Raw genomic sequence first — 18023 nt, 5'->3', positions numbered from 1 at the left:
CCGGTTCTCAGGCCGGCAGCGCCATCAGCGCCACCGGGGACGAGGTCGGTTCGGCGGACCCGCCGGCCGGTTCGACGGTGACGCCCATGCCGGACGCCCCGTCGACGGACCCCTCCATCAGGACCGCCTCCGTCGTGCGGCCGGGGTCCATCAGCCCGGCGGACCGCATGGTCCCCGCGTCGTCGAACCAGAGCTGGTACACCTTGCCGGCGGGCGGCTCGGCCATGCCCGAGGCGATGAACACGGCCTCGTCCAGGCTCTTGGAGACGACGACCGTGCCCCGGGCGCCGTCCGCGAGCTTCGCGCTGCGCGTCCTCGCGTCCGGCGCGCCCAGCACCGAGGCCACCGCGTCCGTACGCTGCTCGGCCCGCTGCGCCTGCTGCCGTGCGTCCTGCGCGCGGTCGTGCTGCCAGACGGTCGTCCCGCCCAGCGCCGCCGCGGTGGCGACACAGGCGGCGAGCGCCCAGCGCGACAGGCCGCGGGCCCGGGCCGCCGACCGCGCGGACCGCGGCGGGGGGACGGTACGGGGAGCGTCCTGGCGGACCGTCGTGATCCGTTGCAGCACCCGGGCCCGGAGTTCCGGGCGCGGTACGGCCGACACCGCGAGGGCCAGCCGCGCGGCCGTCTCGGTGAGTTCGCGGACCTCCTCCGTGCAGGCCTCGCAGTCCGCCGCATGCCGTTCGAAGGCGCCGCGCTCGTCCTCGGAGAGCGCGTGCAGCGCGTACGCGCCGGTCAGTGTGTGCAGGTCGACGGTGCTCACGCCGCCACCCCCAGGCAGTCGCGCAGCCGGATGAGACCGTCGCGCAGCCGGGTCTTGACCGTGCCGAGCGGCAATGACAGCAATTCCGCCACCTCGCGATACGTGAGCCCCCGGTAGTACGCCAGCGTCACCGACTCGCGCTGCAGTTCCGTCAGGGTGCGCAGACAGCGCCGCACCTGTTCGCGCTCCAGACGGGCCTCCACCTGTTCGGTCACCTCGTCGTACTCGGGCGTGCGTTCCAGCAGGGCCGCCTTGTGGTCGCGCGCCACCGAGGCCTCGACCGAGCGCACCCGGTCCACGGCGCGCTGGTGGGCGAGGGTCAGCACCCAGTTGATCACCGAGCCGCGGTCGGGCCGGTAGCGGGCGGCCGTCCGCCACACCTCGACCAGCACCTCCTGCGCGACCTCCTCCGACTGGGCCCGGTCGCGCAGCACACTGCGCACGATGCCCAGCACCGGACTCGCCACGGCGTCGTAGACGGACGCGAAGGCCTCCTGGTCCCCGCGCGCCACCTCGCCCATCAGCTCCTGCAGACTCGGCTCCGTGTACGGGTTTCTCCCGATCTCCACGGCTTCTCTCACGGGACGGTCCTCCAGGGCTTACGAGTGGTACACGATTGATCCGGAGCCGGTGCCGCGGCGGATTGGTCCGCTGCCGGAACCGTCAGGTCCGGTGACTCGCCCTCGCGCCGTCACCGCATCCCGGAACGGGCTGTCAGTGCTTCCTCCGCGCCGGTCACCGCCAGGCCGTCACCTCCTGCTGGAGGCAGCTGCGCAACTGGTGGAGCCCTCGGCGGGCGTGGCTCTTGACGGTGCCCAGCGGCCAGCCGGTGCGCTGGGCGATCTGCGTCTGGGTCAGGTCCTCGTAGAAGGCGAGGTGCAGGACCCGGCGCTGCGGAGCGGGCAGTCTCGCCAGTTCGTGCCGCAGGAGGACCCGGTCGAGGACGGACTCCGGATGCTGGGCGGAATGGTCCGCGGCGGCGAGGGCGGAACCCGCGGCGGCGACCAGGTCGCTGCGCCGGGCCCGCGCGGTCAGGGCGTCGGCGATCTTCCGACGGGTGATGCCGACCAGCCACCCGGCGAAGACACCGCGGTCGGCGCGGTAGCCGGCGCGGCCCCGCCAGGCGGCGAGGAACACCTGCTGGGTGACGTCCTCCGCCTCCCTGGTGTCGCCCAGGGAACGCCAGGCGAGGGTGTGCACCAGCGCTCCCCAGCGCCGGTAGGCGACCGCCAGGGACCTCTCGTCGCCCGCCACGAAGCCCTCGACGAGGTCCGTGTCGGCGATCGTCTCCGCCTCAGGGTCCCTCCGGGGCAACGTAGTTGCCGTCATGACCACGACTCCTCACGGTGGGGCGCAATCCGCTTTTACGGTGGTCTCATGCTCCGAAGCGCACGTACGGAGGACAACTCGCATCGTTTCTGCGTCGTATAGTCGACGCATGAGCGAGAGTGGACCGTCCGGGCGGCTTGCGGAGCCGCCGCCCCCGGAGGCCGGCGTCACCACCGGCGCCCTGGCCCGCCGGCTGGGGGTGTCGCCCACGACCCTGCGCTCCTGGGACCGCCGTTACGGCGTGGGCCCCGCGGTGCGCGCCGACGGACGTCACCGCCGCTGGACGCCCCAGGACGTGGCGATGCTGGAGACGATGTGCCGCCTGACCTCGTCCGGGGTGCCGCCCGCCGAGGCGGCCCGCGCCGCCAAGGAGGCCGCGGGCGCACTCCCGCCGTCACCGGGACCGGCGTCGGCCACCGGGACGGGCGCCCCCGGCCGCTCGCGCGCGGCCGGCGCCCTGCCCCTCGGCAACGCCCGGCAGGAGTGCCGCGGCCTCGCCCGCGCCGCCGTCCGGCTCGACGCCCCCGCCGTGGAGCAGCAGCTGGCCTCCCTGGTGGAACTGCACGGCGTGGTCGCCACCTGGGAGGACGTGATGGTGCCGACGCTGCACGCCGTCGGACGCAAGTGGGAGTCGTCCGGGGACCGGTACGTGGAGGTGGAGCACCTGCTGTCCTGGCACATGTCCACCGCGCTGCGCCGTGCGACCTGGCCGGCCGGCCCGAAGACCGCGGACACCGGGGCGGGCCCCGTCGTCCTCGCCTGCGTCCCCGGAGAACAGCACACCCTGCCGCTGGAGGCACTCAACGCCGGACTCGCCGAAGCCGGCCTGCCGACACGGATGTTCGGCTCGGCCGTCCCCGCGGAGGCCCTCACCGCCGCCGTGGGGCGACTGGGCCCCTCCGCCGTCGTGCTGTGGTCCCAGGCGCGCTCCACCGCCAGCCTCCCGCTGGCGCGGCACGTCGCGGGCACGCGCTGGGGCGTCAAGGGCGCGCGCCGCAGGCCGGTCGTGGTGCTCGGCGGCCCCGGCTGGGCGGGCCACCGGACCCAGGGGATGCTGCGGCCCCCGGGGCTGCGGGACGCGCTCGCCGCACTGGCCGGCACGTACGGCACCGGCGCCCAGGAGGCACACACCTGACCGTCCCGACGGCCCGACGACCTCGGGCGCTCCCGCATCCATGCATCCGCGGAACCGGGGCAACGGGAAGAACGGGGTGCGGCACGTGCGCGACCGCGTACGGCGGATGCCCGCGGGCGTCCCGCCGGGACGCCCTCCACACTGTGAAGGGTGGTAGCCATGGCCGGGACCCGCGCAGCGGCGGACGTGCTGGTGGTCGGAGCGGGTCTCGCCGGCCTCGCCTGCGCCCGGGACCTCATCGACTCGGGGCTGACCGTCCGCGTCCTGGAGGCGTCCGACGCGGTCGGCGGACGCATGCGCACCGACCGGGTGGGCGGCTTCACCGTCGACCGCGGCTTCCAGGTCTTCAACACCTCCTACCCGCAGGCCCGTCGGCGGCTGTCCGTGCGCGACCTGCGCCTGCGGCCCTTCACCCCCGGGGTCCTCGTCCACACCGACGAGGGCAGGCTCCGCTTCGCCGACCCGACCCGCACGCCCCGCATGGCGGCCGATCTGCTGCCCGGACGGCTCGCGGGCCCCCGCGACCTGCTCGCCCTCGGCACCCTCTCGGCCCGCGACATGCTCGCGCCGGCGCGCCTGCTCAAGCGCGGGCAGGATCGCACGACCCGGACGGCACTGGCCGCCGCCGGGTTCTCCGAGGACTTCGTGGAGCGGTTCTTCCGGCCGTTCCTCTCCGGCGTCTTCCTGGAGGACGAGCTGGAGACCTCCAGCCGCGTCTTCCACCTGGTCTGGCGCAGCATGCTGCGCGGCACCCTCTGTCTGCCCGCCGACGGCATCGGAGCCGTGCCCCGTCAGCTCGCGGACGCCCTGCCTTCCGGAACGGTCCGCCTGGAGTCCCCCGTGGACAGCCTCACCGACGAGGGGGTCCGGCTGAGCGCGGGCGACGAGGTCCCCGCGCGCGCCGTCGTGGTCGCCACCGGGCCGGGCCCCGCCGCCGGACTGCTGCCCGAGCTCGACCTCCCGCCCTACCGCGTCGTCACGACGTACTACCACGTGGCGGAACGCTCACCGCTCGCCGAACCGACACTGCTCACCGACACCAGCCGCCGCTTCCTCAACACGTGCGTGCTCAGCGAGGTGGTCCCGGGCTACGCGCCACCCGGCTCCTCACTGGTCGCGACCTCGGTCCTCGGCGGCGACGACGAGGGCCGTGAGGCCGGCGTACGCGACGCCCTCGCGGAGGTGTACGGGACGCCGACGGACGGCTGGCAGCTGCTGACCGTGCGGACCGTGCCGGACGCGCTGCCCGCCATGCCGCCCCCGCAGCCGCTCAGCCGCCGTGCCCTCGTCGCCCCGGGACGCTACGTGTGCGGGGACCACCGGGCCACCGGCTCCGTCCAGGGAGCCCTCGCCAGCGGGGCACGGGCCGCCCGCGAGGTCCTGCGGGACCTGGGCCGGTAGCCGCGCGGGCCCGGCGGACCGGGCCTCCTCGGGCCGGGGTGGCGTTCCGCTCAGCCGCCGCTGCGGGCCTGCTTGAATCGGGCCAGCCCCTCCGAGAGCTCGACGACCGGGCCGGGGTAGTCGAAGGCGGCGCGCTCGGCGCCCGCGAGTTTCCAGGGCTCGTGAACGGCGGAGGCGTCCAGCCCCGCGAGTTCGGGCACCCAGCGCCGTACGTACGAGCCGTCGGGGTCGTAGCGCTTCGCCTGGATCACCGGATTGAGCACCCGGTTGGGCCGGGTGTCCGTGCCCGTGCCCGCGACCCACTGCCAGTTGAGCTGGTTGTTGACGAGGTCGCCGTCGACCAGCAGGTCCAGGAAGTGCCGGGCCCCGACGCGCCAGTCCACGTACAGCGTCTTCGTCAGGAAGCTCGCGGTCAGCAGCCGGCCGCGGTTGTGCATCCAGCCCTCGTGGCGCAGCTGGCGCATCGCCGCGTCGACCAGCGGGTAACCGGTGCGCCCCTCCTTCCAGGCGGTCACGTCCCGCTCGGCGGAGGCGCCGGACCGCCAGCGGTCGTTCCGCGGGCGGTAGTCGGCGGTGGCCGCGTCCGGTCGCGCGGCCAGCACCTGGTGGTGGAAGTCCCGCCAGGCGAGCTGCCGTACGAAGGCCTCGGAGCCCGGTCCGCCGGCCCGGCGGGCGCGGTGGACCAGCTCGACGGGCGAGAGCGTCCCGAAGTGAAGATGGGGCGAGAAGCGTGACGTGGCGTCCCCGGCCAGGTCGTCGTGCCGGTCCTCGTAGCCCGCGATCCCGTCGCGCAGCCAGGACGCGAGCCGCTTGCGCGCCTCCGTCTCACCGCCGGTGGCCAGCCCCTCGGAGGTCCCCGGCGTGGCGTCGCGCGAGGGCAGCGGCTCGGAGTGGACGCCCTCGGGCACCCGGACCTGCCGGGGCGCGCCGAGGACGTCGCGCAGGTGCTGTTGGGACCAGCGCCGGAAGTAGGGGGTGAAGACGGAGAAGTGGTCGGCGGAGACCGGCGTGACGGTCCCCGGCGCGACCGCCGTGATCACGGTGTCGTGGACGTGCAGTCGGCACCCCTCCGCCTCCAGCGCGGCCCGCAGCCGCTCCTCCCTGCGGTGGGCGTAGGCGCTGACCCCGGCCGCCATGTGGACCTCGTCGGCCTCGGCCTCGGCCACCACCTTGCACACCTGGTCGACGACGTCCCCCGAGCGCACGACGAGCCTGCCGCCCCGCTCGCGCAGCTGGGCGTCGAGGTCGGCCAGGCAGTCGGCGAGGAACGCCAGCCGGTTGGGCGCGGTGAATCCGGCCGCGTCGATGGCCGCGTCGCGCACGAACAGGGGCACCACCTCCGCCGGGCCGTCGAGCGCCGCCCGCAGCGGCGGATGGTCGTTCAGGCGCAGGTCGGAGGTGAACAGGACGACCGAGACGTTCATGGTGCGACTCCGGTGCGGGCGGCGGGGAGGGGACGACCGACTGATTCGGGCGCGGCGCCCCCGGCGGATGCGCGGGTACGGGCGGGCCGTCGCGCCGCGGTCACGGGGCGTGCGAGGGCGCGGGCTCCGGCGCGCCGGCGGTGGCGTCCCTTTCCGCGGCCCTGGCGATGTTGCGGGCCATCCCGCCGAAGACGACGGCGTGGAAGGGCGAGACGCTCCACCAGTAGGCGTGTCCCAGGAACCCGCGTGGATGGAACAGCGCCCTCTGCCGGTAACGGGTCCGCCCGTCGTCGCCCACCTCGGCGTACATCTCGAGCCAGGCCAGGCCCGGCAGCCGCATCTCGGCGCGCAGCCGCAGCAGATGACCGGGCTCGATCTCCTCGACGCGCCAGAAGTCCAGGGAGTCGCCGACCCGCAGCCGGGCGGCGTCGCGGCGGCCCCGGCGCAGTCCCACCCCGCCCACCAGCCGGTCCAGCCAGCCGCGGACGGCCCAGGCCAGCGGGAAGGAGTACCAGCCGTTGTCCCCGCCGATGCCCTCGATGACCCGCCACAGCGCCGCGGGGGAGGTGTCCACCGTCAGCTCGCGCCGGTCCGTGTAGAGGCTGCCGCCCGCCCAGTCGGGGTCGGTGGGCAGCGGGTCGCTGGGCGCGCCGGGCACGGACGCCGACGACCACCGCGTCGTCACCTGGGCGTCGCGCACGCGCTGCAGGGCCAGCCGCACCGCGTCGTCGAAGCCGATCGGGCGCCCCGGCGGGTCGGGGACGTACCGCGTGATGTCGTGCTCGTGGCACACCACCTCGTGGCGCAGCGACTCGGTGAGCGGGCGGGCGATCGACCGCGGCACCGGGGTCACCAGCCCGACCCAGTGGCTGGACAGCCGGGGAGTCAGCACGGGCACGGGCACGATGAGACGACGCGGCAGACCGGCGATCGAGGCGTAGCGGCGCATCATGTCGAGGTACGTCAGCACTTCGGGGCCGCCGATGTCGAAGGCGCGATTGACGTCGGCGGGCATCCGGGCGCTGCCGACGAGGGTGCGCAGCACGTCCCGTACTCCTATGGGCTGGATGCGGGTGTGCACCCAGCTCGGGGTGACCATCACCGGCAGCCGCTCGGTGAGGTAGCGCAGCATCTCGAACGACGCGGAGCCGGAGCCGATGATGACGGCGGCCCGCAGGACGGTGGTGGGCACGCCCGAGTCGAGCAGGATGCGGCCGACCTCGGCGCGGGACCTGAGGTGCGGCGACAGCTCCTCCTCTGGCACGCCGTCGGGGGTGAGGCCGCCGAGGTAGACGATGCGCCGGACGCCCGCGGCGCGGGCCTGCTCCCCGAAGACGCGGGCCGCCCGGCGGTCGGTGTCCTCGAAGTCCTTTCCCGTGCCGAGCGCGTGCACCAGGTAGTACGCGACGTCCATGCCGCGCATCGCCTCGCCGACCGACCCGGCGTCCGTGACGTCGCCGCGCACGACCTCGGCGTCGCCCGCCCAGGGATAGTCGCGGAGCTTGGCGGGGGAGCGGGCCAGACATCGGACGCGGTGCCCCGCGGCCAGCAGTTCGGGGACCAGCCGGCCCCCGATGTAGCCGGTGGCGCCGGTCACCAGACAGTTCAGGCCGGGGCCGGCCTCGTCAGCGCTCATCGCTTCTCCGCTCACCATGTCGTCCGTTTCCGTCGGCCCCCTTCACGATCTCTTCCACGCGGAGGGCCCCGGCGGATGCGCGCGTGTACTCCGTCCGGGGCCGGGGCCTTCGCGCGCGGGCGGAACGCGGACTTCTATAGGCTGATCGCGTGGCTGGACGAGACGACGGTGACGACCGTGCGCGTGACCGCGAGCGCGACGGCGACCCGGCGCGCACCGGTACGGCGCCCGCGGACCTCCGTGCCTTCGCGGTGCAGCTGCGCCGGATGAACGGTGAGATCAACCGCCTGGTGCACGGGTTCGCCGGCGAGCACGGTCTGCACGCCACCGACATCCAGGCGCTCGCCGCGATCCTCGACTCGGCCGAGCCGCTCACGCCGGGGCGGCTGCGCGAGCACCTCGGGCTCACCTCGGGCGCCGTGACCGCCTGTCTGGACCGGCTGGAGCGGGCCGGTCACGTCCGCCGGGTCCGGGAGAGCGCCGACCGCCGCGTCGTCCACGTCCACTACGTGCCCGACGCCCGGTCGGCGGCGCGCGCGCACTTCCGGCCCCTCGCGCAGGCCACCGAGACGGTCCGCTCGCGCTTCGGCGAGGAGGAGCTGTCGGTGGTGCTCCGCTTCCTGACGGCTCTCAACGAGGAGCTGTCCACCGTGCGGTCACCCGGCCGCTGAACCGCCCGCCCGGTGCATCCGGGCGGGCGCCTGGTCCGGAACAAGAGGGCGTGGGCTACGATCCGGACCCACTATTTCTCAATGATTGAGATTGTTTTTCATTGAGATACCTGATAGCTGTACTCGTCCCTGGAGAACCATGTCCCCCCTCACCCCGCGGCGAGCCCGATGGCTGCTCCCCCTCGTCCTGCTCGTCGCCTGGCTCGGTATCGGCGCGACCCTGGGGCCCTACGCCGGAAAGCTGGGCGATGTCGCCACCAACGACCAGGCCGCCTTCCTGCCCCGCAACGCCGAGTCGACCAAGGTCATCGCCGAGCAGCGCGCGTTCCGGCAGAGCGAGACACTGCCCGCGATCGTCGTCTGGACCGCCGACGGCGCCGAGCTGACGGCGCGGCAGCGCGCCGCGGCCACCCGCGCCCTGGCCTCCCTCGCCGGCGCGCCGGGCGTCGTCGGCAAGGTGTCGCCCGCCCTGCCCTCCGAGGACGGCGAGGCCCTGCAAGGAGTCGTCCGGCTGGAGCCCGGCCTCGGCGAGGAACTGCCCACGGCACTCGACCGGATCCGCACGGCCGCCGGACAGGTCCCCGGTGCGACCGTCGAGATCGCGGGCCCCGCCGCCAGCCAGGCCGACCTGTCCGACGCGTTCGCCGGCATCGACGGGCTGCTGCTCGGGGTGGCCCTGCTGACCGTTCTGGTGATCCTGCTGCTCGTCTACCGCAGCCTGCTGCTGCCCCTGGTCATCATGATCGGCGCGGTCTTCGCGCTCGGCCTCGCCTGTGCCGTCGTCTACGTCCTCGCCGACCACGACGTCGTACGCGTCGACGGCCAGGTGCAGGGCATCCTGTCCATCCTCGTCATCGGCGCCGCCACCGACTACGCGCTGCTGCTGACCGCGCGCTACCGCGAGGAACTCGCCGCCCGCGACGACCGGTTCACGGCCGCCAGGGCGGCCCTGCGCCGGTCCTGCGGCGCCATCGTCGCGAGCGCCGGGACCGTGGCGCTCGGCCTGCTGGCCCTGCTGCTGAGCGACCTGACGAACAACAGGGCCCTCGGGCCCGTCGGCGCCATCGGCATCGTCTGCGCCGTACTGAGCACGCTGACCTTCCTGCCGGCCGCGCTGGTCCTCCTCGGTCCCGCCGCCTACTGGCCGGCCAAGCCCCGCTCCGCCGAGGCCGGCGGAGGCGGACATGGCATCTGGCGCCGGGTCGCGGCGCTCGTGGACCGCGCGCCCCGGAAGGTGTGGGCGTCCGCGCTGGCCGCGCTGTTCGTCTGCGCCGCGTTCGCACCGGCGCTCACCGCGCGCGGGGTCCCCCTGGACGAGACCTTCGTCAACGACGCCCCCTCCGTCGCCGCGCAGGAGACCCTCGGCCGTCACTTCCCGGGCGGCTCCGGCAACCCGGCCGTGGTCGTCGCCGACGCGGACCGCCTCCCGCGGGTCACCGCGGCCGCGCGCGGTACCGAGGGCGTCGTCTCGGCCGTGCCGGTCACGGCGAGCGGACGGCCCGGCGGGGGAGACCCGCAGGTCGTCGACGGCAGGGCGCGCCTCGACGTCACGCTGCGGGCCCCCGCGGACAGCGACGCGGCCAAGGACACCGTGGCGCGGCTGCGCGAGGCGGTCCACGCCGTGCCCGGAGCGGACGCGCTGGTCGGCGGCTACACCGCGCAGCAGTACGACACGCAGGACACCGCCGAGCGCGACCGCACGCTCATCGTCCCCGTGGTGCTCGCCATCATCCTGCTCATCCTGACCGGACTGCTCCGCTCGCTGCTGATGCCGGTCCTGCTGGTGGCCACGGTCGCCCTCAACTTCCTCGCCACGCTGGGCGTCTCCGCCCTCGTCTTCCGGCACGGCTTCGGCTTCACCGGCACCGACGCCTCCGTCCCCCTGTACGGCTTCGTGTTCCTGGTGGCCCTCGGCGTCGACTACAACATCTTCCTGATGTCCCGGGTCCGCGAGGAGTCGCTGCGCCACGGGGTGCGCCAGGGCGTGCTGCGCGGACTGGTGGCCACGGGAGGTGTGATCACCTCGGCCGGTGTGGTGCTGGCGGCCACCTTCGCGGCCCTCGGCGTCATCCCGCTGGCCTTCCTCGTCCAGATCGCGTTCATCGTCGCCTTCGGCGTGCTGCTCGACACGCTGGTCGTGCGGTCCCTGCTCGTACCGGCGCTCGTGCGGGACCTCGGGCCCGTCGCGTGGTGGCCCGGCCCGCTCAGCCGCAGGCGCGAAGGCGGCCGACAGGAGTGACATGTCCCGGCGGAACGCGGGCAGCCGGTATGTACGAAGTTGCCAGGCGGAGTCGATGGTGGAGGTGTCTGCCGGTATGGGTGCGAAGGTGTTGGAGCGGTTTCCAGCGGGGTCTCCGCGCGGATCGTGGCCGGCGGAGGAGTACGCCGCCCGCCGCCGGGCCGAGGGTGAGCCCGCCACCGTGGTGATGGACCTCAAGTCGGACGCGTTCCTCGTGGTGGTCCCGGCGCGGGACGACGACCGCGGCTGAGTACGACGTGGGGCAGCGGGGTGAGGGCGTCGCCGCCCCCCGACGAGGAGTGGTCGCGGGCCGGTGCGGGAGCCCGGCCCGTAGCTCGCGGGACGCGGACGCCGCGGGCGTCAGAGCAGCCGCATCGCGAAACTGACGGTCGTCCCGTGGGCGCCGGGCGTGATGGAGAGCCGGTCGGCGACGAGCCGGGTCAGCCACAGTCCGGCGCCCTCCGCGGACGCCTTGGGGGCGTGGGGGAGGTCCGCGAGTACGGCCTCGGTGCAGCCGGGGCCCCGGTCGCTGATCCGGCACTCCAGTTCACCGCCCCGCCGCAGCAGGACCAGCGTCCCGTCCCCGCCGCCGTGCTGGACGGCGTTGGTGGCCACGGCGTCCATGGCGACGACGAAGTCGTCGCGCCGCGGCTCCACGAGCCCGGCCAGCGTCGCGTGCCCCTCCACGAGCACCCGCAGGCGCGGGAGGTCGCCGCTCGCGAACCGGCTGTGCAACAGGACGTCGTGAGGGGTCGGCGCATGCCCGTCACCCGTGTCCAGAGGCATGGGCCGATCACCCGGACACTTCGATGTCGGCCGGTCGCGCACCCAGGCGGCTCAGCAGGGTGGCGTGACGGGCGGAGCAGCGGATCCGCACCCGGTGCCCGGAGTCCCCGTCGAGCAGCCGGACCAGATCCCGCGCGCACCGCACGCTCAGGAACTCGACGCGCCGCAGATCCATCGTGACCGGGACGTCCCCGACGGCGCGGTCCAGGGTGTCCCGCAGCGCCCGGACGAAGTCCGCCCGGGTGGTCAGGTCGGCCTCACCGACCACGTGGAGCGTCCTTCCCGCGTGCAGACATCTCAACTGCCCGATCCGGGTGAGGAGATCACGGGGGTGCGCGTGCCGCATGGTCCGCAGCACGGGCTCCTCGAAGCGGTCCTCGTCGTAGGCGCAGATCTCGCTGTAGAAGCCGTCGGCGAACAGATGCCCCGCCCGCCGCTCCCGGTCCATCATCGCCTCGACGTCGGCCCCGAGGTCCGCCACCCAGCCCATGTCGATGTAGGTGCGCAGTCCGGTGAAGCCTTCGTCCCGCGCGCTGCGGGTCTCCTCGGTGATCCGCTCCCACTGCCGGTCCGCCGTGAACTTCGCCTCCGGCATGATGAGTTGACGCATGCTGCTCAGTGACAGCCGTCCCGTGCGCCGGGCCGTGGCCAGCAGCGGACCGGGCGCCTCCTCGAAGGCCGACCAGACCTGGCTCTCCGCCAGGTGCGGGGGCCCGAAGACGATGACCTTCTCGCCGCGGGCCAGGCCCGCCCACACGAACGCGGACATCACGTCCCGGCCGTGGGTGTCACCCTCGTAGCCGAAGAACGCGTGGTCGCCCGGCCGCATCTGCTGGACCGGAATCGTTCCGGGATGTCGCGTGTTCTCCTCGTGCTCGCTCATGAGCAGGCCCGTTCACCTCCCGACTGCTGTCGCGGTGCTACACAGCGTAGTGGCGGGGGCGGACGCGCAAGGGGGAACGACGAGTTCGGTGCCACGCGCCCGCCGAAGCGGTACGGTGCGCTCCCTCCCCTTCTTCCACCTGTCGGTGCGGGCGCGCCGAACCCACGTGCCGGGCCGCCGAGTTCAGGCCGGTGCCCCCGTCGGTCGGTCCGGGCGCCTCAGCGACCCGCCCAGCGCGGCGGACCTGCGGACGAACGCCTCGTGCAGGTCGTGGGCCGCGCGCGGGACGGACTCGGCCCGGCGGCGCCGCAGCATCAGCAGGACCCGGGTCGTGTCGTCGTCGAGCGGACGGTAGGTGATCGCGCCGCGCCGCTCCAGCGGGTCGCCGACGACGCTGAAGTCGGGCAGCACCGTGCAGCCGAGGCCCTCGGCGACCATCAGCTTGCCCATCTCGGCGCCGTCGGTCGAGTACGAGAAGACGGGCCCGTGCCCCTCCAGGAGCCGCCGGACGTAGCGGTGCATGACGTAGCCCGAGCGCATCGCGATCAGCGGTTCGTCGAGGAGGGCCGACGCCGGCACGACCGGCAGGGCGGCCAGGGGACTGTCCGGATGCAGACACAACACCGGTCGCCCGCGCAGGAGTTCCGTGCTCTCGAAACCGGCCGGCATGTCGTCGCCGTCCAGGTGGTTGACCAGCCCGAGGTCGAGGCCGCCCTCCGCCAGGGTGCGATGGATGTCGGACTGCTGCGCCCCCACGACCTCCACCTGCGTCATCGGGTGGGCCGCGCGGAACTCCCGCACGGTGGGAATGAGCAGCGGCACCGTCGCCGCGTTCACCGTGCCGACGCGGACCATACGGCTGATGCGGTGCTGCTCGCCCGCCGCGCCCCGCAGCCGGTCCACCGCGTCGAGCACGTTGATGATGTGCGGCAGCAGCTCGCGGCCCTCCGCGCTCATCCGCGCGCCCGAGCGTTTGCGTTCCAGCAGATCGACTCCCAGTTCCCGCTCCAGATTGCGCACCGTCTCGCTCAACGCGGGCTGCGAGAGATGGAGTTCCTCGGCGGCCCGGCGCAGGGAACCGAGCCGGGTGACCGCGGCGATGTATTCCAGCTGCTCTGTTCGCACGGCAGTAGAATGCGGGTGGCGCGGCACGGGGTTCAAGGGTTTCCCTGTCACGCCTTCGTGAAATTCGGCGGTCCGGATGACGAGACCGCGCCGCCGTTCCTTGACGGCCTCGACGGGCGGCTGCGACGATCGACGACATGAAGATGCGACTGGACCTCACGCGGCGACGCCATGTCGACCTCGCGCGTGTCTCCAGCTCCTTCTGTTGTCGCGAAGCCTGACGATTCCCGACGGTAGGGTCCCCTTCGCACCGGCGACCGCCTCACCTCACAGCGGCGTCCGGCCCGGCCCCTTCCACTCGCACAAGGACCGGCTCCGCCCTTTTCCGCGCGGCGCCGTCTTTTCCTCGTGACCGTCGCGGCTCATGAATTCCGAAGCCGTCCGCATTTCCCCGTGAGAAATGCCGGGCCTCCTTTCGTCATGCCTTCCTCCAGCACGCCGGGAGCATCTCCGTGTCCGCAACAGAACCCGTCCGATTCGCCTACTGGGTGCCGAACGTCAGCGGCGGCCTCGTCACCAGCAAGATCGAACAGCGCACCGACTGGGGCTACGACTACAACCGCGAACTCGCCGTCCTCGCCGAGAACAACGGCTTCGACTACGCCCTCAGCCAGGTCCGCTACATGGCAAGCTACGGCGCCGAGTTCCAGCACGAGTCGACCAGCTTCAGCCTCGCCCTGCTGCTCGCCACCGAGCGGCTGAAGGTCATCGCCGCCGTCCACCCCGGCCTGTGGCACCCCGGTGTCCTCGCCAAGCTCGGCGCCACCGCCGACCACCTCTCCGGCGGCCGCTTCGCGGTCAACGTCGTCAGCGGCTGGTTCAAGGGCGAGTTCACCGCCCTCGGCGAGCCCTGGCTGGAGCACGACGAACGCTACCGCCGCAGCGAGGAGTTCATCCGCGCCCTGCGCTCCGTCTGGACCGAGGACCACGCCGAACTCGCCGGCGACTTCTACCGGCTGCGGGACTTCACCCTCAAGCCCAAACCACTCAACACCCCCGAGCGGCCGCATCCCGAGATCTTCCAGGGCGGCAACTCCACCGCCGCCCGCGCCATGGCGGGCCGCGTCTCCGACTGGTACTTCTCCAACGGCAAGGACTTCGAAGGCGTCACCGAGCAGATCGCGGACGTGCACAAGGCAGCGACCGAAGCCGGGCGCACGCCGCCGAAGTTCGGCCTCAACGGCTTCCTGATCGCCCGGGACACCGAGGCCGAGGCGCGCGAGACCCTCCGTGAGATCGTCGCCCGCGCCGACACCGAGGCCGTCGAGGGCTTCGGGGCCGCCGTACGGCAGGCCGGAGCGTCCACCGCCGACGGCAAGGGCATGTGGCAGGACTCCGCCTTCGAGGACCTCGTGCAGTACAACGACGGCTTCCGCACCGGACTGATCGGCACGCCCGAGCAGGTCGCCGAGCGGATCGTCGCCTACAAGCGCCTCGGCGTCGACCTCCTCCTCCTCGGCTTCCTGCACTACCACGAGGAGGTCGAGTACTTCGGCCGCCGGGTGCTGCCGCTCGTACGCGAGCTGGAGAGCCGGCTCCCCGACGGCGAGGCCGCGTCCGCCCCCTCGCACGCCTGACATCCACCGACCTCCGCTCACGAAAGAGGGCCCCATGGCCACCGTCCTGTCCGTCTCCGGCAGTCCCTCCGCCTCCTCCCGCACCGCGAAGCTGCTGCGCCATCTCGACGCCCGGCTGGCCGCCCAGGGACACGAGGTGATCCCGCTCGACATCCGTACGATCCCCGCCGAGGCCCTGCTCGGCGCGGACTTCAGGCACCCGGCCATCGTCGAGGCGACCGCGCTCTTCGCGCGCGCCGACGGGGTCGTGGTCGGCACACCCGTCTACAAGGCCGCCTACTCCGGTGTGCTGAAGGCCCTGCTCGACCTGCTCCCGCAGTACGCGCTCACCGGCAAGACGGTCCTCCCGCTCGCCACCGGCGGCAGTACGGCACACGTCCTCGCCCTCGACTACGCGCTCCGCCCCGTCCTCAGCTCCATGGGCGCCGCGCACATCGTCCAGGGCTGGTTCACCCTCGACAAGGACATCACCACGGGGGAGGACGGCCAGATCTCCGTGGCGCCCGCGGCCGCCGAGGCCCTCACCCAGGTCGTCGACCAGTTCGCGGCGGCCCTCGGCCGTACGCCCCTGCTGGCCGCGGCGGGCTGACCCCCGTGTCCGTCCCCGTGATCGCCGACGACGCCGAGGCACTGGCGGTGGCCGCCTCGCTCGCGGAGGAGTTCCGCGCCGGTGCCTCGGCGCGGGACCGTGAACGCCGGCTGCCGCACGCCGAGTTGGAGCGGCTCTCCGTCTCGGGACTGCTGGCCGTCACCGTGCCGGCCGAGCATGGCGGGGCGGACGTCCGCCAGGAGACCCTCGCGGAGATCTTCCGCCTGCTGGCTTCGGCCGACGCCAGCCTGGCCCAGATCCCGCAGAGCCACTTCGTCTACGTCAATGTGATCCGCCGTCAGGGCACGTCCGAGCAGCGGAAGTTCTTCTTCGCCGAGGTGCTGGCCGGGCGGCGCTTCGGCAACGCCCAGTCGGAGGCGGGCACCCGGCACGTCCAGGACATCCGCACCCGGCTCGAACCGGCCCCCGACGGCTCCTACGTCCTGACCGGCGTCAAGCACTACTCCACCGGCGCGCTCTTCGCCGACTGGATCCCGGTCCTCGCCCGCGCCGAGGACGACGACCTGCACGTGGCGTACGTCCCGCGCGAGGCGCCGGGGGTAACCGTGGTGGACGACTGGGACGGCATGGGCCAGCGCACGACGGCCAGCGGCACCGTCCGGCTGGACGCCGTGCCCGTGCCCGCCGACCGGGTGGTGCCGCACCACCTCACCTTTCGCGGACCGCAACTCCACGGAGCGGTGGCCCAGTTGCTGCACGCCGCCAGCGACACCGGCATCGCGGCGGGCGCGCTCGCCGAGGCGGTGTCCTTCGTCCGCACCAGCAGCAGGCCCTGGTTCGAGAGCGGTGCCGACAGCGCCGCGGAGGATCCGCTGCTGATCCAGCGGATCGGTGAACTGGCCGTCCAGGTAAGGGCTTCCGAAGCGCTCCTGTCCGCCGCGGCGCGCGCGGTCGACACGGCCCGGGCCCGGCTCACCGACGCGTCGGCGGCCGAGGCCTCGGTCGCGGTGGCCGCCGCGAAGGCGCACGCGGCCGCCACCGCCGTGGAGGTCGCGGGAGCCGTCTTCGAAGTGTCCGGAACCCGTTCCGCCCTCGACTCCCTGAACCTGCACCGTCATTGGCGGGACGCCCGCACCCACACGTTGCACGACCCGGCCCGCTGGAAGATCCAGCACATCGGCCGGTACGTGCTCAACGGAACCCTTCCCCCGCGTCACGGACTCCTCTGAGTCCCCCACGATCGGAGACCCCCGTGCCCCTCACCTTCCACTGGTTCCTGCCCACCAACGGAGACAGCCGGCATGTCGTCGGCGGTGGCCACGGCACCCCGGCCACCGCCTCCGGCCGGGACCGGCCGCCGACCGTCGGCTATCTGAGCCAGATCGCGCGCGCCGCCGAGGACCTGGGATTCGTCGGGGCACTCACCCCCACCGGCGCCTGGTGCGAGGACGCCTGGCTCACCACCGCGATGGTCAGCCAGCACACCGAGCGGCTGAAGTTCCTGGTCGCCTTCCGGCCCGGCTTCGTGTCCCCGACGCTCGCCGCGCAGATGGCGTCCACCTTCCAGCGGCAGACCGGCGGCCGGCTCCTGCTCAACGTGGTCACCGGCGGCGAGAGCCACGAGCAGCGGGCCTACGGCGACTTCCTCGACAAGGACGCCCGCTACCGCCGTACCGGCGAGTTCCTGCAGATCGTGCGCGACCTGTGGGAGGGCAAGACCGTCGACCTGTCCGGCGAGCACCTGAAGGTCGAGGACGCCCGCCTCGCCCGGGTGCCCGACCCGGTCCCCGAGATCTACTTCGGAGGCTCCTCTCCCGTGGCCGGCGAGGTCGCCGCGCGGCACGTGGACGTCTACCTCACCTGGGGCGAGCCGCCCGCCCAGGTCGCCGAGAAGATCCGGTGGGTCCGTGGCCTGGCCGAGAAGGAGGGGCGCCGGGTGCGCTTCGGTATCCGGCTGCACGTCATCACGCGCGACACCTCGGAGCGGGCCTGGGCCGAGGCGCGACAGCTGCTCGACGGGTTCGACCCGGAGACGGTGAGGTCGGTGCAGGCAGGACTCGCCCGCAGCGAGTCCGAGGGCCAGCGGCGGATGCTCGCCCTGCACGGCGGCGGACGGGACGCTTTGGAGATCCACCCGAACCTGTGGGCCGGGATCGGCCTGGTCCGGGGCGGCGCGGGCACCGCACTCGTCGGCAGCCACGACGAGGTCGCGGAGCGCATCGTCGAGTACCACCGCCTGGGCATCGACGAGTTCGTGCTGTCCGGCTACCCGCACCTCGAAGAGGCGTACTGGTTCGGCGAGGGCGTACTCCCGCGCCTGGCGTCCCAGGGCCTCTGGCACCACCCGTCCGCCCCGTCCCCGACCCCCACGTCCCAGGTGCCTTTCACGAGCTAGTGTCCTGGGCACGGCCACGGCATCGACCGCTCAGGGGAGCCGCTTCAGGGAGCCCTGCTCCAGCATCCTGTTCCCGCCCCCTGAGAGGCGTGCGCCTGGGCCCGACGGGCGC

General features: G+C 73.5%; 18 protein-coding genes. 10 read left to right on the top strand and 8 right to left on the bottom strand.

Going from position 1 to position 18023, the window contains the following annotated elements; all coding sequences use genetic code 11:
* Nucleotides 1–7 precede the first annotated feature (7 nt).
* The 3 genes from ACFYQQ_RS13680 to ACFYQQ_RS13670 form a co-directional block, all read right to left on the bottom strand.
* A complete protein-coding gene (locus tag ACFYQQ_RS13680; protein ID WP_356164293.1) occupies nucleotides 8–760 on the bottom strand; it encodes an anti-sigma factor in 753 nt (250 codons plus the stop codon).
* Nucleotides 757–1341, bottom strand: a complete 585-nt coding sequence (locus tag ACFYQQ_RS13675) for a sigma-70 family RNA polymerase sigma factor (RefSeq protein WP_355787911.1) — start codon at nucleotides 1339–1341, stop codon at nucleotides 757–759. Before ACFYQQ_RS13675 ends, ACFYQQ_RS13680 begins: the two co-directional genes overlap by 4 nt.
* A 154-nt stretch (nucleotides 1342–1495) precedes the next feature.
* Nucleotides 1496–2089: a sigma-70 family RNA polymerase sigma factor gene (locus tag ACFYQQ_RS13670; protein ID WP_356164291.1), complete on the bottom strand. Its 594-nt coding sequence runs from the start codon at nucleotides 2087–2089 to the stop codon at nucleotides 1496–1498.
* Nucleotides 2090–2198: 109 nt separating this feature from the next.
* Between ACFYQQ_RS13670 and ACFYQQ_RS13665 the strand changes: the two genes are divergently transcribed.
* Together ACFYQQ_RS13665 and ACFYQQ_RS13660 are read left to right on the top strand one after the other, a co-directional pair.
* Nucleotides 2199–3224: a MerR family transcriptional regulator gene (locus ACFYQQ_RS13665; RefSeq protein ID WP_356164289.1), complete on the top strand. Its 1026-nt coding sequence runs from the start codon at nucleotides 2199–2201 to the stop codon at nucleotides 3222–3224.
* Between the two features lie 159 nt (nucleotides 3225–3383).
* Nucleotides 3384–4625 (top strand): NAD(P)/FAD-dependent oxidoreductase, encoded by a 1242-nt coding sequence (locus tag ACFYQQ_RS13660; protein WP_388904573.1) that lies wholly within the window; start codon nucleotides 3384–3386, stop codon nucleotides 4623–4625.
* Between the two features lie 50 nt (nucleotides 4626–4675).
* Here the strand turns inward: ACFYQQ_RS13660 and ACFYQQ_RS13655 are convergent, their stop codons facing one another.
* Both ACFYQQ_RS13655 and ACFYQQ_RS13650 read right to left on the bottom strand, forming a co-directional pair.
* The gene (locus ACFYQQ_RS13655) at nucleotides 4676–6049 is read right to left on the bottom strand and encodes a cryptochrome/photolyase family protein (RefSeq protein WP_388904571.1); all 1374 of its coding nucleotides are present in this window, start codon (nucleotides 6047–6049) and stop codon (nucleotides 4676–4678) included.
* Nucleotides 6050–6149: 100 nt separating this feature from the next.
* Nucleotides 6150–7685, bottom strand: a complete 1536-nt coding sequence (locus ACFYQQ_RS13650; protein WP_356164283.1) for an SDR family oxidoreductase — start codon at nucleotides 7683–7685, stop codon at nucleotides 6150–6152.
* Between the two features lie 149 nt (nucleotides 7686–7834).
* Between ACFYQQ_RS13650 and ACFYQQ_RS13645 the strand changes: the two genes are divergently transcribed.
* The 3 genes from ACFYQQ_RS13645 to ACFYQQ_RS13635 all read left to right on the top strand — a co-directional run bounded on the left by ACFYQQ_RS13645 (nucleotide 7835) and on the right by ACFYQQ_RS13635 (nucleotide 10845).
* Complete coding sequence (locus ACFYQQ_RS13645; protein WP_356164281.1) at nucleotides 7835–8356, top strand: MarR family winged helix-turn-helix transcriptional regulator; 522 nt, start codon at nucleotides 7835–7837, stop codon at nucleotides 8354–8356.
* Between the two features lie 139 nt (nucleotides 8357–8495).
* Nucleotides 8496–10595 carry an MMPL family transporter gene (locus ACFYQQ_RS13640; RefSeq protein ID WP_356164279.1) on the top strand — a complete coding sequence of 700 codons (2100 nt, stop codon included), beginning with the start codon at nucleotides 8496–8498 and terminating at the stop codon, nucleotides 10593–10595.
* A gap of 55 nt (nucleotides 10596–10650) precedes the next feature.
* A complete protein-coding gene (locus ACFYQQ_RS13635; protein WP_356164277.1) occupies nucleotides 10651–10845 on the top strand; it encodes a hypothetical protein in 195 nt (64 codons plus the stop codon).
* Nucleotides 10846–10955: 110 nt separating this feature from the next.
* On the opposite strand, the gene ACFYQQ_RS13630 is transcribed toward ACFYQQ_RS13635, so the two are convergent.
* The 3 genes from ACFYQQ_RS13630 to ACFYQQ_RS13620 form a co-directional block, all read right to left on the bottom strand.
* Nucleotides 10956–11381, bottom strand: coding sequence for an ATP-binding protein (locus ACFYQQ_RS13630; protein WP_356164275.1), 426 nt, complete (start codon nucleotides 11379–11381; stop codon nucleotides 10956–10958).
* A 7-nt stretch (nucleotides 11382–11388) separates the two neighbouring features.
* A complete protein-coding gene (locus ACFYQQ_RS13625; RefSeq protein ID WP_356164273.1) occupies nucleotides 11389–12264 on the bottom strand; it encodes an MEDS domain-containing protein in 876 nt (291 codons plus the stop codon).
* 183 nt (nucleotides 12265–12447) lie between these two features.
* Nucleotides 12448–13389: a LysR family transcriptional regulator gene (locus ACFYQQ_RS13620; protein WP_356164271.1), complete on the bottom strand. Its 942-nt coding sequence runs from the start codon at nucleotides 13387–13389 to the stop codon at nucleotides 12448–12450.
* Between the two features lie 137 nt (nucleotides 13390–13526).
* Between ACFYQQ_RS13620 and ACFYQQ_RS13615 the strand changes: the two genes are divergently transcribed.
* From ACFYQQ_RS13615 to ACFYQQ_RS13595, 5 genes are all read left to right on the top strand, one after another.
* On the top strand, nucleotides 13527–13610 hold the full coding sequence (locus ACFYQQ_RS13615) for a putative leader peptide (protein WP_355794513.1): 84 nt from the start codon (nucleotides 13527–13529) through the stop codon (nucleotides 13608–13610).
* A gap of 231 nt (nucleotides 13611–13841) precedes the next feature.
* A complete protein-coding gene (sfnG, locus tag ACFYQQ_RS13610; RefSeq protein ID WP_356164269.1) occupies nucleotides 13842–14966 on the top strand; it encodes a dimethylsulfone monooxygenase SfnG in 1125 nt (374 codons plus the stop codon).
* 34 nt (nucleotides 14967–15000) lie between these two features.
* The gene (gene ssuE / locus ACFYQQ_RS13605; protein ID WP_355784735.1) at nucleotides 15001–15555 is read left to right on the top strand and encodes an NADPH-dependent FMN reductase; all 555 of its coding nucleotides are present in this window, start codon (nucleotides 15001–15003) and stop codon (nucleotides 15553–15555) included.
* Between the two features lie 5 nt (nucleotides 15556–15560).
* Nucleotides 15561–16745, top strand: coding sequence for an SfnB family sulfur acquisition oxidoreductase (locus ACFYQQ_RS13600; RefSeq protein WP_388904566.1), 1185 nt, complete (start codon nucleotides 15561–15563; stop codon nucleotides 16743–16745).
* A 23-nt stretch (nucleotides 16746–16768) separates the two neighbouring features.
* Nucleotides 16769–17911 (top strand): LLM class flavin-dependent oxidoreductase, encoded by a 1143-nt coding sequence (locus tag ACFYQQ_RS13595; protein WP_355791254.1) that lies wholly within the window; start codon nucleotides 16769–16771, stop codon nucleotides 17909–17911.
* Nucleotides 17912–18023 lie beyond the last annotated feature (112 nt).

This window comes from Streptomyces sp. NPDC005496 (assembly GCF_042872045.1).
GTDB lineage: Bacteria > Actinomycetota > Actinomycetes > Streptomycetales > Streptomycetaceae > Streptomyces.
The sequence above is the reverse complement of the archived record's forward strand: the minus strand, read 5'-3'. Positions and strand labels throughout refer to the sequence as shown.

Excerpts from the sequence above, each read along its gene's own strand:
- ACFYQQ_RS13615 (WP_355794513.1), top strand. The coding sequence starts at position 13,527 with ATGAAGATGCGACTGGACCTCACGCGGCGACGCCATGTCGACCTCGCG.
- ACFYQQ_RS13625 (WP_356164273.1), bottom strand. The coding sequence starts at position 12,264 with ATGAGCGAGCACGAGGAGAACACGCGACATCCCGGAACGATTCCGGTC.
- ACFYQQ_RS13660 (WP_388904573.1), top strand. The coding sequence starts at position 3,384 with ATGGCCGGGACCCGCGCAGCGGCGGACGTGCTGGTGGTCGGAGCGGGT.
- ssuE (WP_355784735.1), top strand. The coding sequence starts at position 15,001 with ATGGCCACCGTCCTGTCCGTCTCCGGCAGTCCCTCCGCCTCCTCCCGC.
- ACFYQQ_RS13635 (WP_356164277.1), top strand. The coding sequence starts at position 10,651 with ATGGTGGAGGTGTCTGCCGGTATGGGTGCGAAGGTGTTGGAGCGGTTT.
- ACFYQQ_RS13640 (WP_356164279.1), top strand. The coding sequence starts at position 8,496 with ATGTCCCCCCTCACCCCGCGGCGAGCCCGATGGCTGCTCCCCCTCGTC.
- ACFYQQ_RS13650 (WP_356164283.1), bottom strand. The coding sequence starts at position 7,685 with ATGAGCGCTGACGAGGCCGGCCCCGGCCTGAACTGTCTGGTGACCGGC.
- ACFYQQ_RS13630 (WP_356164275.1), bottom strand. The coding sequence starts at position 11,381 with ATGCCTCTGGACACGGGTGACGGGCATGCGCCGACCCCTCACGACGTC.
- ACFYQQ_RS13655 (WP_388904571.1), bottom strand. The coding sequence starts at position 6,049 with ATGAACGTCTCGGTCGTCCTGTTCACCTCCGACCTGCGCCTGAACGAC.
- ACFYQQ_RS13670 (WP_356164291.1), bottom strand. The coding sequence starts at position 2,089 with ATGACGGCAACTACGTTGCCCCGGAGGGACCCTGAGGCGGAGACGATC.
- ACFYQQ_RS13665 (WP_356164289.1), top strand. The coding sequence starts at position 2,199 with ATGAGCGAGAGTGGACCGTCCGGGCGGCTTGCGGAGCCGCCGCCCCCG.